The sequence below is a fragment of the Nonomuraea sp. NPDC050691 genome (assembly GCF_040654455.1).
Classification (GTDB): Bacteria; Actinomycetota; Actinomycetes; order Streptosporangiales; family Streptosporangiaceae; genus Nonomuraea.
Genome location: NZ_JBFAIA010000215.1, coordinates 1 through 12,780, shown reverse-complemented (window position 1 = coordinate 12,780; position 12,780 = coordinate 1). Strand labels below are relative to the sequence as shown.

12 protein-coding genes are annotated in these 12,780 nt (G+C 72.9%); 7 read left to right on the top strand and 5 right to left on the bottom strand.

Translation table 11 applies throughout. The features are described 5' to 3' along the window. On the bottom strand, positions 1–203 hold a 203-nt coding region (locus tag AB0H81_RS39940), incomplete at its 3' end, for a hypothetical protein (RefSeq protein ID WP_358386157.1). Next, positions 200–1,267, bottom strand: coding sequence for an LLM class flavin-dependent oxidoreductase (locus AB0H81_RS39935; protein ID WP_358386154.1), 1,068 nt, complete (start codon positions 1,265–1,267; stop codon positions 200–202). The genes AB0H81_RS39935 and AB0H81_RS39940, both read right to left, overlap by 4 nt. Before the next feature lie 95 nt (positions 1,268–1,362). Between AB0H81_RS39935 and AB0H81_RS39930 the strand changes: the two genes are divergently transcribed. Further along, entirely contained in the window at positions 1,363–1,815 is a 453-nt protein-coding gene (locus AB0H81_RS39930; RefSeq protein WP_358386151.1) for a hypothetical protein, read from the top strand. Positions 1,816–1,855: 40 nt separating this feature from the next. Here the strand turns inward: AB0H81_RS39930 and AB0H81_RS39925 are convergent, their stop codons facing one another. Beyond that, positions 1,856–2,818, bottom strand: coding sequence for an acyl-CoA dehydrogenase family protein (locus AB0H81_RS39925; protein WP_358386148.1), 963 nt, complete (start codon positions 2,816–2,818; stop codon positions 1,856–1,858). A 130-nt stretch (positions 2,819–2,948) separates the two neighbouring features. Between AB0H81_RS39925 and AB0H81_RS39920 the strand changes: the two genes are divergently transcribed. Together AB0H81_RS39920 and AB0H81_RS39915 are read left to right on the top strand one after the other, a co-directional pair. After that, positions 2,949–3,623 (top strand): hypothetical protein, encoded by a 675-nt coding sequence (locus tag AB0H81_RS39920; protein WP_358386146.1) that lies wholly within the window; start codon positions 2,949–2,951, stop codon positions 3,621–3,623. 90 nt (positions 3,624–3,713) lie between these two features. Beyond that, complete coding sequence (locus AB0H81_RS39915) at positions 3,714–5,459, top strand: proline--tRNA ligase (RefSeq protein ID WP_358386143.1); 1,746 nt, start codon at positions 3,714–3,716, stop codon at positions 5,457–5,459. A gap of 518 nt (positions 5,460–5,977) precedes the next feature. On the opposite strand, the gene AB0H81_RS39910 is transcribed toward AB0H81_RS39915, so the two are convergent. Together AB0H81_RS39910 and AB0H81_RS39905 are read right to left on the bottom strand one after the other, a co-directional pair. After that, complete coding sequence (locus tag AB0H81_RS39910; protein WP_358386141.1) at positions 5,978–6,457, bottom strand: ferritin-like domain-containing protein; 480 nt, start codon at positions 6,455–6,457, stop codon at positions 5,978–5,980. Between the two features lie 132 nt (positions 6,458–6,589). Continuing rightward, positions 6,590–7,129: a hypothetical protein gene (locus AB0H81_RS39905; RefSeq protein WP_358386138.1), complete on the bottom strand. Its 540-nt coding sequence runs from the start codon at positions 7,127–7,129 to the stop codon at positions 6,590–6,592. Positions 7,130–7,653: 524 nt separating this feature from the next. Between AB0H81_RS39905 and rimP the strand changes: the two genes are divergently transcribed. The 4 genes from rimP to infB all read left to right on the top strand — a co-directional run bounded on the left by rimP (position 7,654) and on the right by infB (position 12,690). Next, positions 7,654–8,172, top strand: coding sequence for a ribosome maturation factor RimP (gene rimP / locus AB0H81_RS39900; RefSeq protein WP_358386136.1), 519 nt, complete (start codon positions 7,654–7,656; stop codon positions 8,170–8,172). Positions 8,173–8,184: 12 nt separating this feature from the next. Next, entirely contained in the window at positions 8,185–9,189 is a 1,005-nt protein-coding gene (nusA, locus tag AB0H81_RS39895; protein ID WP_358386133.1) for a transcription termination factor NusA, read from the top strand. Next, the gene (locus tag AB0H81_RS39890; RefSeq protein ID WP_358386130.1) at positions 9,173–9,487 is read left to right on the top strand and encodes a YlxR family protein; all 315 of its coding nucleotides are present in this window, start codon (positions 9,173–9,175) and stop codon (positions 9,485–9,487) included. Before nusA ends, AB0H81_RS39890 begins: the two co-directional genes overlap by 17 nt. Before the next feature lie 113 nt (positions 9,488–9,600). Then, positions 9,601–12,690 (top strand): translation initiation factor IF-2, encoded by a 3,090-nt coding sequence (infB, locus tag AB0H81_RS39885; RefSeq protein ID WP_358386126.1) that lies wholly within the window; start codon positions 9,601–9,603, stop codon positions 12,688–12,690. Positions 12,691–12,780: the final 90 nt, after the last annotated feature.

The window sequence follows — 12,780 nt, the reverse complement described above, 5'->3', positions numbered from 1 at the left end:
GTCATGGGATCACTCCGTTCTGCTCGTAACCCTCTGGTCGTGCACCTGGACGTCGGTGAGCATGCCGAGCGCGCGCCGGAGACGTCGGGGGAGACCTGGAGCAGCCCGCCCGCGGAGGCCGCCGCGGCGCCGAGGTCGTCGCGGGTCAGCCACCTGTGCGGCCCCGCGCCCGCACTCCGGGGTGCGCCGGGGGTGGCCGTCATGACGCCACCTCGGCCATGAACCGCCGCATGGACGCGCACACGTGGTCGTGGGCGAGGCCGCCGACCTGGCACTGGAGGATGAGGTCCGTGGCGCCCGCCTCGGCGATGCGGGCCAGCGCCTTGCGCGACCCCTCCACGTCGTCCACCACGACCATCAGGTGCTCCCGTAACGTGGCCATCGCCTCCTCCGGGGGCATCCCGGCGGCGAGCTGGCCGAGCACCCGGTGGGTGGCGTGACGCGCGTCGTAGTAGTCGGGCGGGGTGACCAGGTTGACCTGGCGGCGGATGTACCACAGGACGGCGTCGGCGGCCGTGGCGGCGGCCTCGTCCCGGGTGGGGCCCACGAACCAGGGGATCATCAGGGCCACCCGCCGCGTCGCCGGGTCGAAGCCCGCCTCCTCCAGCGCCTCGCGGTAGCGCGCGATGTCGGCCGCCACGTCGTCGATGCCCTTGAGCATGGTCATGCCGAGCAGGTTGTAGCCGTGCCGGGCCGCGGCGAGGTAGCCCTCCAGCGACGTGGAGGCCACCCAGACAGGAGGGTGCGGCCGCTGCGCGGGACGCGGGTAGACGGCCACGTCGGGGATCTCGAAGAACTCGTTGGAGCGGCTGACCGGCTCGCCGTCGGCCCGCCAGATGGCCAGCGTCGCCTCCAGGCAGTCCTCCCAGATCTGGCGGGACTTCTCGAACGGCCGCTGGAACGCCTGGTACTCCAGAGGGGAGGCGCCGCGGCCGGTGCCGAACTCCACCCGCCCGCCGCTGATCACGTCCAGCGTGGCGACCCGTTCGGCCGTGCGGATGGGCGACTGGAACGGCAGCAGCACGACGCCGAGCCCGAGGTGGATGCGCTCGGTGCGCTGCGAGGCGGCGGCGAGCACGAGGTCGGGGGCGGAGGAGTGGGAGAAGCCGCGGGTGAAGTGGTGCTCCACGAACCACGCGGTGTCGAAGCCCAGCCGGTCGCCCAGCACGACCTGCTCGATCACGTTCTGGAACGCCTGCTGCTCGACCTCGCGGGAGCGCCCGCGGACCTCCAGCTCATACCCCAGGCTGATCCGTAGGGACGTCATCGCGCCTCCGGCGAAAGTAGTAAACCAAGCGCTCGCTTGGTAGAGACTATCAGCGGGAAACCCTTGCGGGAAGGGCGCCGTCGCGATCAAAGTGGATGCTCGTGAGGCGAAAGCACGCGCTGCGGCGGACCAAGGACGAGGACGACCTCACCTCCGCCGGTGCGCGCCGCCACGAGGCCCTGGGGCGGGTCATGGCGGCCCTCGCGACGGAGGCGGACTTCATCGAGTCCTGCCGCGACCTCACCTGGTGGCGCGGCTCCGACGAGAGCTGGCACCTCGAATGGCGCGACGGGCCGTTCGCCTCCGAGGCGGCCGCCATGCTCGCCGCGCGACTGGTCGTGCCGGGCGCCGTCACCGCCGCCGGCCCGGGCGGCGAGGCGTCCGCCGTGCTCGACGTCATGGGCGTCCGTTTCGAGCTGCACGCCATCGACCCCATGGGCACCGACCGCGTACGCGCCAGGCCCGGCTTCTGGCGGCTGGCCGAGGCGCTCGACACCACGCGCCGGACCAACGCCCGCCACCCCTGGGAGGAGCTCCTCGGCGGCTGAGCGGCCTGCCCCCGACGAGCGGTAGCGCCGCCCGGCGGCGCTATCCGAGCACGCGGGCGGCCAGGCGCGCGCGGTGCGCCTGCGGGGGGCCGAACAACTGCGCGTCCGAGGTGGCCCGCTTGAAGTAGCGGTGCGCCGGGTGCTCCCAGGTGACGCCGATGCCGCCGTGGATCTGGATGTTCTCACCGGCGGCCGTCAGGTACGCCTCCGAGCAGTACGAGCCGGCGATCGCGGCCGCCTCCTCCAGGTCCTCCGCCTCGGCGCCGGCCGCCCCGAGGGCCGCCGACCGGGCCGACTCCACGAGCAGCAGCAGGTCGGCGAGCTTGTGCTTGACCGCCTGGAAGGAGCCGATCGGCCGGCCGAACTGGTGGCGCGCCCCGGCGTGGGCCGTGGCCATCTCCAGGCAGGCCGCCGCCCCGCCCGTCTGCTCGGCCGCCAGGGCCGCGACGCCGAGGTCGCGGACCCGGGTCCAGCCCGAGCCGTCGCCCGCCGGCCGTACCGGGACGCGTTCGAAGGTCAGCTCCTCCAGCGGCCGGCTCTCGTCCATGGTCCGGTGCGGCACGCGCCGCGTCGGCTCCGCCTCCACGAGCCGTCCGCCCGCGTACGCGAGCACCAGATCGCCCGCCGGCGCGTACGGCACGACGCCCGACAGCAGCCCGTTCTCCAGGACCAGGTCACCGTCGCCCGGCAGCGCCACGGTCGCGCTCCGCCCGCCGCCCGCCAGGACGGGCAGCAGCCGGGCCATCGCCTCCGCGTCGCCGCCGGCCTTGACCGCCTCGACGGCGAGCACCGCCGTCTGCAGGAACGGATGCGGCGACAGCGTTCTCCCGAGCTCCTCGGCCACGGCCGCGACCTCGGCCGGCCCGCACCCGGCTCCGCCGTGCTCCTCCGGGACGGCGAGCCCCGCGACGCCCAGTTCCCCGGCGAACATCCCCCAGGAGGCGCCGGGCCGGTCGGTCAGATAGGAGCGGACCACGTCGCGGAGCTCGTCGGTGACCGTCACGTCCCGGAGCCTACCAAGCGATTGCTTGACTTGTCCCGGCCTGGGAAGCTTTGCGCTTTTTGTGCATCCGCATGACCCGACGGAGGTCATCCCTCCCGAAGGTCCCGGGGAGGTATGACCGGGGATGAACATGAAGAAACCGGCGATCGAGTACGCCGAGTTCGCCGAGTACGACCGGCGGCAACGCGGCATCGAGCGGCATGTGCTGGCGGCCTTCATCGGGGGACTGGTCGTCGGCCTCGTCGGCATGTTCGTGTCCGGAAGCGGTCCCGCCTGGTGCGGGCGCCTCTACGACCCCTACGCCTACCTGGCCCTGGCCATCGCGCTGGGCGTGACCGCGCAGGGATTCGGCTGGGCGGCGCTCAGCACGTTCCTCGCCGCCGTGTCCACACTGGTCGCGGCCATGGGGGCGAGCGCCGTCCACGGCCGCGACTTCACCTTCGACGTCGTCGGCGGCAGCCTGGCGGGGCTCAACTGGATCCTGTTCATGCTGGTCGGCCTCGGCCTGCTCGGCTACGTGGCCCGAAGGAGGGACCACTGGGGCGACCTCGCGGCGGGCGCCATCGGCGCGGCGCTGCTCGCCGACGTGATAGACCGCTCCACGCCCGGCTTCATCGCCACCGAGGAGGCGTTCTGGCCGGTCACCGCCATCGTGGTGGGCGGCCTGTCCATCGCGCTGGTGGTCACGCTGCGCCGGACCCTCGCCGGACGGCTGCGCGCGCTCGCGGTCTCGGCGGTCCTCTCGGGCCTGGTGGCCCTCGCCCTCGCGAACACGTTCTGGGGCCAGTTCTGGATCGGCCTCTGAAAAGCACGGACGAGCCGATTAAGCTGAGCGGCCCCCTCCCCCGAGTCGATAGCCTGTAATCCTCCACATCCGGCCGAGCAAGGAGTACCCGTGTCGCTGCGCATGTCGTCGTTGTTTCTTCGCACCCTGCGGGACGACCCGGCAGACGCGGAAGTGCCGAGCCACAAGCTCCTCGTCCGCGCCGGCTACGTCCGCCGCGTGGCGCCCGGCATCTACTCGTGGCTGCCCCTCGGCAAGCTGGTCCTGGAGAACGTCGCCCGGATCGTCCGCGAGGAGATGAACCGGATGGGCGGCCAGGAGGTCCTGTTCCCCGCGCTGCTGCCCCGCGAGTACTACGAGTCCACCGGCCGCTGGACCGAGTACGGCGACCTGCTGTTCCGGCTGCAGGACCGCAAGGGCGCCGACTACCTCCTCGGCCCCACCCACGAGGAGCTCTTCACCGACATGGTGAAGAGTGAGTACAGCTCCTACAAGGACTACCCGGTCACGCTGTACCAGATCCAGACCAAGTACCGCGACGAGGCCCGCCCCCGCGCCGGCATCCTGCGCGGCCGCGAGTTCCTCATGAAGGACTCCTACTCCTTCGACCTGGACGACGACGGCCTCAAGCACTCCTACGAGCAGCACCGCGAGACCTACATCCGGACCTTCGACCGGCTCGGCATCACCTACAAGATCGTGTTCGCCACGTCGGGCGCGATGGGCGGCTCGGCCTCCGAGGAGTTCCTGGCCCCCACCCCCACGGGCGAGGACACCTTCGTCGCCTGCCACTCCTGCGGCTACGCCGCCAACGCCGAGGCCGTCACCACCACGGCGCCCGCGGCCCGCCCGGTCCAGGACAACGAGCCGCTGCAGGTCCTCGACACCCCCGACACCCCGACCATCGAGACCCTGGTCAACTACGTCAACGAGCACCACGGCCTGTCCATCACGGCCGCCGACACGCTCAAGAACGTCGTCGTCAAGGTGACCACCCCCGGCTCCGACAAGGTCGAGACCCTCGTCATCGGCGTGCCCGGCGACCGCGAGGTCGACTTCAAGCGCCTGGAGGCGTCGCTCGCCCCCGGCGAGCCGGCGATCTTCGAGGCCGAGGACTTCGCCAAGCACCCCGGCCTCGTCCGCGGCTACATCGGCCCGCAGGTCCTGCGCGAACTCGGCATCCGCTACCTCGTCGACCCGCGCGTCGCCACCGGCACGCCCTGGGTGACCGGCGCCAACGAGCCCGGCCGGCACGCCGCCCACGTCGTGGCAGGCCGCGACTTCGTCCCCGACGGCACCATCGAGGCCGCCGAGGTGCGCGCCGGCGACGCCTGCCCCCGGTGCGGCTCGGCGCTGTCCATCGACCGCGGCATCGAGATCGGCCACATCTTCCAGCTCGGCCGCAAGTACGCCGACGCCGCCGGGCTCGACGCGCTCGGCCCCGACGGCAAGCCCATCCGCGTCACCATGGGCTCCTACGGCATCGGCGTCTCCCGCGCGGTCGCCGTGCTGGCCGAGCAGCTCCACGACGGGCTCGGCCTGGTGTGGCCGCGCGAGGTCGCGCCCGCCGACGTGCACATCGTCGGCACCGGCAAGGAGAACCAGATCGAGGCCGCCCTGGAGCTGGCCGCCGAGCTGGAGGCCCGCGGCCTGCGCGTCCTCGTCGACGACCGGGCCGGGGTGTCGCCCGGCGTCAAGTTCAAGGACGCGGAGCTGCTGGGCATGCCGACCATCGTCGTGGTGGGCCGTGGCCTCACCCAGGGCGTGGTGGAGCTGCGCGACCGCGTCTCGGGCGAGAAGGCGGAGATCCCGCTCGCCGAGGCCGCCGACCGCATCACGGCCGCCTGCCGCGCCTGACACACCACCGCACCGGCCCGTCACCCGGGCCGTTGTGGCCACTCACGGGGCCTGTGCGGGCCGCTCGGCCCTCCGCGGGCCTGTGTGGGCCGCTCGGCCCTTCGCCGGGACCCGTGTAGGCCGGCCCTTCGCGGGGTCTGTGTGGCATCCGGTCCTTCGGAGGGCCGTACCGGCGGGGCCGTACGCCACCGTGCGTCCCTCCGGACAACGAGGCCGCACCGGTGAGCCACGAAGCCCCTCGGCTCGCCATACGGCCCGATCACGGGCTCTCTGACACTCGTCAGGGACCTGACCACGGCGCCGGAGCCTTCCGCGGCTCCGGCGCCGCCGCGCGTTCTGGGAAGAGGTCGGGCGCGGGGTGACCTCAGGGGCGCGGCCAGGGGCCTCAAGGGGGGGCGGGCGGCCCCAAGGCGTGTGGCGTGAAGCTTTCAAGGCGGTGAGCGGGGCCTCTGGGGTGCGGCGAGAGGACACGGCCACGCCGTTCCCGCCTGGCCCCACGCTCGCGAGCCGGCGGCCCGTCAACCGCCCGTGGGCGTGGACGGTGACGCGGGTGGGGAGGCGGGCGAGGGCGCGGGGGACGGGGTGCCCGGCATGCCGGGGAAGGCCGTCCCGATGGCCGGTCGGAACGCGTACGAGCGTGCCACCGCCTCCTGCATGGCCAGCGCCGCGTACTTGCGCAGCGCCGCGTCGTCGCTGGCGACCAGCTCCAGGTAGGCGGCCGTCATGCCGGTCTCGATCTGCACGGCCAGCCGCACGGCGTCGGCCGGCGTGGACGGGACGAGAGGCAGGGAGTAGGACGGCTCCGCCTCGGCGGGCCGCCCGCCCCGGGCGGTGATGAGCGTGCGCAACTGGTCGCGGCGGGCGCGGTGCGCGTCGAAGGCCCGCGTGGCCTTGGAGCGCAGCGTCCCGCTGGTGCGCGCGCCGATCAGCCCGTACGCGAAGACGGCGGCGTGCTCGGCGGCCAGCGCCTTGCCGAGCCCCTCAGCGTCACCGCTCACGACGACCTCCTCGTCTCGCCGGAACCTCGGCCAGGGCGTCCGACAGGGAATTCCCCCGAGTGTTCACGGCGGTTGGGGCGAGGGCATCCGACCGCGAAGTTTCCCGAGTTTTCACGGCGGACGGGGCGAGGCTCACAGGGACCTCGGCAGGGCCAGGGCGTGGGCCGCCTCGCAGGCGCCGATGCTGGCGACGAGCTGCGCCATCGAGGGCGCGATCCCGGACAGCCGGCGGGCGCGCTGGGCGGCCGCCTTGCGCTCCGTCTCGCGCAGCGACGACAGCGACACCTTGGCCGCCCCCGCCGTGGGAGGCGATGAGGCACCCGGTGACGCGGCGCCCGGTGACGCGGCGCCCGGTGACGCGGCGCCCGGCGACGGTGTGGTGCCGGGCGCGGGGGAGGCCGCGGCCGGGAAGCGGCGGCGCAGCTCCGCAAGGTGCGCCTGGTGCCGGTCGCGGAACGGCGCCAGCTCGTCCGCCCCCTTGCCGATCAGCACGGCGTACAGGCCGATGACGCGTTCCTTGTCGGCGATCAGCTCCCGCGCGAGGACCAGCTCGGGCGGCTCGGCGGGCGGCTGCGCCGGCCCGGTGCCGTCCTGCCCGCCGCTGCACCCCGTGAGCGCCGCCGCGGCCGCTCCGCCCGCCAGCACGGCTCGCCGGGAGAGGGAAGGGCCCACGGGAAGGAACCTCCAGAACGCGGACGTACGCAGCCTCATGGGCCGCGGCTGGACGTGAGGGGCCCGCCGGGCGGGACGGGACCTGAACGGCCCTGCGCGCCGCGGACGGGACGCGAGTAGCCCTCCGGACTACGGACGCACGTAGCATCGTACGGGCTCGCGACCCCGCCCGCCGTCAAGCGGGGCCCACGGTCCGTCCTCGTCGCACCCCTGCCTGGTGCCGGGCGGCGCCCACGGTCCGTCCTCGTCGCGCCCCTGCCCGCCGTCGAGCGACGCCCCACGGCCCGTCGTCGCCGGGGCAGCGCGCCGCCCCTCCGGTCGTCCCTTCCGGGGTCCCCGTGACGGTGCCGCCGCCCCCGGCTCGTACGCTCGGCCGTGCGCGGGGTGCGTCCACGCCGACTGGCGCTCTTTGGACGCCCTCCTACAGATAGGGTGTCAACTGTCGTCGCTGGCTGAGCGGCCAGGCGGCGGAGAGCCAGAGGCGAGGTCCGCCCGGCTGAGACATGACAATAGGGGAGGTCGATATGGGCAGCGCGTCACCCCGCGACCACCTGATGAAGCTCCTTGAGCCCGTCGTCAGCGCGGAGGGCCTCGACCTGGAGGACGTCACGGTCACACAGGCGGGCAGGCGCCGCCTGTTGCGCGTGATCGTCGACCGCGACGGAGGGGTGAGCCTCGACGACATCGCCGACGTGAGCCAGGCCGTCTCCGCGGCTCTGGACGACACCGACGTGATGGGGCAGTCGGCCTACACGCTGGAGGTCTCCTCGCCGGGCGTGGACCGCCCGCTGACCGAGCCGCGCCACTGGAGGCGCGCCGCGAAACGGCTGGTGAAGGCGGAGCTGCGTGACGGGACCGTGGTGGAGGGCAGAGTGCGCTCCGCCGACGACAGCGCCGTCGACCTCGTGGTCGACGGCGACGTCCGCCGGCTCGACTATCAGGACCTGGCCCGCGGACGGGTGCAGGTGGAGTTCCGCCGGTTCGACGACGACGACGCGGACGACGCGTACGCGGACGTCGACGATGACGGCGACGAGGGCTAAGGGGGGAGCCTCGTGGACATCGACATGAGCGTCCTGCGCAGCCTGGAGAGGGAGAAGGACATCTCCTTCGACCTGGTCGTCAAGGCCATCGAGGACGCGCTGCTGATCGCCTACTTCCGCACGGAGGGCGCGGCGCCCAAGGCGCGCGCCGAGCTCGACCGCACGAGCGGGCACGTCACGATCTGGGCGGCCGAGCTCGACGAGGACGGCGAGGTCGTCCGCGAGTTCGACGACACTCCGGGCAACTTCAGCCGGATCGCGGCGACGACGGCCAAGCAGGTCATCCTGCAGCAGCTGCGCGACGCCGAGGACGAGATCAACTTCGGCGAGTTCGCCAGCCGCGAGGGCGAGCTGGTCTCGGGTGTGATCCAGCAGGGCAAGGACCCGCGCGTGGTGCTGGTCGACCTCGGCAAGATCGAGGCCGTGCTGCCGCACAACGAGCAGGTGCCCGGCGAGGACTACGTGCACGGCGAGCGCATCCGCGCCTACGTGGTGCAGGTGAAGAAGGGCCACAAGGGCCCCTCGGTCACGCTGTCGCGCACGCATCCGGGCCTGGTCAAGAAGCTGTTCGCGCTGGAGGTGCCGGAGATCGCCGACGGCACCGTGGAGATCGCCGCGGTCGCCCGCGAGGCCGGGCACCGCACCAAGATCGCCGTCAGGTCGCGCAAGCCCGGCGTCAACGCCAAGGGCGCCTGCATCGGCCCCATGGGGTCACGGGTGCGCAACGTGATGACCGAGCTGCACGGCGAGAAGATCGACATCATCGACTGGTCGGAGGATCCCGGGGAGTTCGTCGGGAATGCCCTGTCGCCCGCGCGTGTTTCCCACGTCGAGGTTCTCGACCTCGAGGGGCGAGTGGCCCGGGTGACCGTGCCTGACTACCAGCTTTCGCTGGCGATCGGCAAAGAGGGGCAGAACGCCCGGCTTGCCGCCAGGCTCACGGGATGGAGGATTGACATCCGTCCTGACACCCAGGCCGAGGATGCCGCCGGTTCCGTAGATGCGTCGACACGGTAAGCTGGAATATGGTGGCCAGGCGGGCCCGCAGCGCACCTGTGTGGGTTGCAGGGTTCGCACGGCTAAGTCCGAGCTGCTCCGCTTGGTGCGGGTCGAGGACCATGTGGTCCCCGACCTGCGAGGACGGCTTTCTGGCCGGGGGGCTTCACTGCACCCGGCCATGAGTTGTCTGGAGCTTGCCGAGCGTCGCCGAGCGTTTCCGCGCGCGTTCCGCGTGCCGGGGCCGCTCGACGTCTCGCGTGTGCGAGCGCACCTGGACAGGGAGGACCACGAAATGTCATGTAGGACGCCGAGTTGATGGGGCGGAGTCAGATTGCTATGAGCGCCTGATGAGCACGCGGCGATGAAGACGTCAAGGTAACGACGGTCCGGACGGCACAGCCAGCCTCCCGGGCCGAGTAAGGGAGTGCAGTGGCGAAGGTCCGGGTATACGAGCTCGCTAAGGAGTTCGGAGTCGAGAGCAAGGTCGTCATGGCCAAGCTCCAGGAGATGGGGGAGTTCGTCCGTTCGGCGTCCTCCACCATCGAGGCGCCGGTGGTCCGGCGGCTCACCGAAGCGTTGGGCGCATCCAAGGGTGGGTCCTCCAGGGGCGGCGGTTCGTCGTCCAAGCCGCAGCCGCCAAGGGCTGCTCCCCGGCCGGCCGAGAGCCAGGCCGGCAACGGCGCCGCCGAGGCGCCGGCCCCCACGGCCCCGCGTCCGGGTCCGGGCCCCAGGCCCGGTCCGCGTCCGGGCCCCGCAGGCCCCTCGGCCCCCGCGGGCGGCACGCCTCGCCCGCCGGTTCCGATGCCTCACCAGCAGCAGCAGCAGCCCGAGGCGGCGCGTGGCGAGACGTCCGGCGCCCCGCAGGCCCGCTTCGAGTCGGGCACGCGTCCGACTCCGGGCCCGCGTCCGGGTCCGGCGGCCCGTCCCGGCCCCAAGCCGGGTCCCGCGCCGCGTCCCGGCGCCTCCGGTGGCGGAGCCCCGGGCGCACCGCGTCCCGGCGCACCGGCCGGCTCCTCTGGTGGCGGTCCGCGTCCCGGCCCCGGTCCCAAGCCGGGCCCGCGTGGTCCCCGTCCGGGCAACAACCCGTTCTCGTCCAACGCCAGCGGCATGGGCCAGGCCCGTCCGCCGCGTCCGGGCGGCCCGCGTGAGGGCGGCCCCGGTCAGCGTGAGCGTCGTGACGGGCCGCCGCGTGACGGCGCGATGCCGCGCCCGCCGCAGAGCCGCGGCGAGGGCAGGCCTGCTCCGGGCCCGCGTCCGGGTCCGCCCGGCGCCGCCGGTCCGCGTCCGGGCCCCGGCGCGGGTGGTCCGCGTCCCGGTGGTCCGCGTCCCAACCCGATGATGATGCCGCAGGGCCGTCCTGCCGGTCCGGGCGGAGGCGGCGGTGGCCGTCCCGGTGGTCCCGGCGGTCGTCCTGGTGGCGGCGGCGGCGGTGGCCGTCCGGGTGGCGGTGGCGGTCGTCCTGGTGGCGGCGGCGGTTTCGCCGGCCGTCCGGGTGGCGGCGGTGGCCGTCCCGGCACGACCACGGGCGCTCCCGGTGGCGGCGGCGGTTTCGCCGGTCGTCCCGGTGGCGGTGGCCGCGGTCGCGGTGGCGGCACGGCCGGTGCCTTCGGGCGTCCCGGTGGCCGTCCGGCGCGTGGCCGCAAGTCCAAGCGTCAGAGGCGCCAGGAGTTCGACAACATGTCGGCGCCGTCGATCGGCGGCGTGCAGGTCGCGCGCGGCAACGGCGCGACCATCCGGCTGCCGCGCGGGGCTTCGCTGTCCGACTTCGCCGACCGCATCGGCGCGAACCCGGCCTCGCTCGTGCAGATCATGCTGCACCTCGGCGAGATGGTGACCGCGACGCAGTCGGTGAGCGAGGACACGCTGCAGATCCTCGGCACCGAGCTGGACTACAACATCCAGGTCGTCAGCCCGGAGGAGGAGGACCGCGAGCTTCTCGAGGCCTTCGACATCGAGTTCGGCGAGGACGAGGGCGACGAGGCCGACCTGGCCGCGCGTCCGCCGGTCGTGACCGTCATGGGTCACGTCGACCACGGTAAGACGAAGCTGCTCGACGCCATCCGCAAGACCAACGTGGTGGCGCGCGAGGCGGGTGGCATCACCCAGCACATCGGCGCCTACCAGGTCGCCACCGAGCACGAGGGCGAAGAGCGCAAGGTCACCTTCATCGACACCCCGGGTCACGAGGCGTTCACCGCCATGCGTGCCCGAGGCGCGAAGTCCACGGACATCGCGGTGCTGGTGGTCGCGGCCGACGACGGCGTGAAGCCGCAGACGATCGAGGCGCTCAACCACGCCCAGGCGGCCGACGTGCCGATCGTGGTCGCGGTCAACAAGGTCGACAAGGAGGGCGCCGACCCCAGCAAGGTCAGGGCCCAGCTCACCGAGTACGGCCTGGTGGCCGAGGAGTACGGCGGCTCGACGCTGTTCGTCGACATCTCGGCGAAGAACGGCACGGGCATCGAGAACCTCCTCGAGGCGATCCTGCTCACCGCGGACGCCGAGCTCGACCTGCGGGCCAACCCGACGATGGACGCGCAGGGCATCGCGATCGAGGCGCACCTCGACAAGGGCCGCGGCCCTGTCGCGACCGTCCTGGTCCAGCGCGGCACGCTGCGGGTCGGCGACTCGATCGTCTGTGGCGAGGCCTACGGCCGCGTCCGGGCGATGCTCGACGACAACGGCGACCTGGTCGAAGAGGCCACCCCGTCCCGTCCCGTCCTGGTGATGGGTCTGACGGCCGTGCCGGGCGCCGGTGACAACTTCATCGTCGTCACCGACGACCGCATGGCCCGGCAGATCGCCCAGCAGCGCGCGGCGCGCAAGCGCAGCGCCGACATGGCGAAGTCGAGCCGCCGCCTGACCCTCGAGGAGCTGTTCAGCAACCTCGAGAAGGGCCGCGTCGACGAGCTCAAGCTCATCATCAAGGGTGACGTGTCCGGCTCGGTGGAGGCCCTGGAAGACGCCCTGCTCAAGATCGATGTTGGCGACGAGGTCAGGCTCCGTGTCCTGCACCGCGCCGTCGGCGCCATCACCGAGTACGACGTCAACCTGGCCGTCGCCGACGACAACGCGGTCATCATCGGCTTCAACGTCCGGCCCGAGCCCCGGGCGCGCGACCTGGCCGAGCGCGAGGGCGTCGACATCCGCTACTACTCGGTCATCTACCAGGCGATCGAGGAGATCGAGGCGGCGCTCAAGGGCATGCTCAAGCCCGAGTTCGAAGAGGTCCAGATGGGCACGGCGGAAGTCCGCGAGGTCTTCAAGGTGCCGAAGATCGGCAACGTCGCCGGTTCGCTGGTCCGCTCCGGCTTGATCGTCCGCAACAGCAAGGCCAGGGTGATCCGCGACGGCGTCGTCATCGCGGACAACCTGACCGTCTCCTCGCTGCGTCGCTTCAAGGATGACGCGACCGAGGTCCGCGAGGGCTTCGAGTGCGGTATCGGTGTCGGCTACAACGACATCAGGATCGACGACGTCATCGAGACGTTCGAGATGCGGGAGAAGCCGCGCGCGTAAGCACGCGGCCGGGGGGGGGGGGGGGGGGGCCCCCCCCCCCGCCAGGACCCCCCCGCCGGGGCCGCAGCCACGCAACCCCCCCCCGCCGGG

Bases quoted from the DNA above. Each gene is read 5' to 3' on its own strand.
- AB0H81_RS39935 (WP_358386154.1), bottom strand. From the start codon at position 1,267: ATGACGTCCCTACGGATCAGCCTGGGGTATGAGCTGGAGGTCCGCGGG.
- AB0H81_RS39930 (WP_358386151.1), top strand. From the start codon at position 1,363: ATGCTCGTGAGGCGAAAGCACGCGCTGCGGCGGACCAAGGACGAGGAC.
- AB0H81_RS39920 (WP_358386146.1), top strand. From the start codon at position 2,949: ATGAAGAAACCGGCGATCGAGTACGCCGAGTTCGCCGAGTACGACCGG.
- rimP (WP_358386136.1), top strand. From the start codon at position 7,654: ATGGGCAGCGCGTCACCCCGCGACCACCTGATGAAGCTCCTTGAGCCC.
- AB0H81_RS39890 (WP_358386130.1), top strand. From the start codon at position 9,173: ATGCGTCGACACGGTAAGCTGGAATATGGTGGCCAGGCGGGCCCGCAG.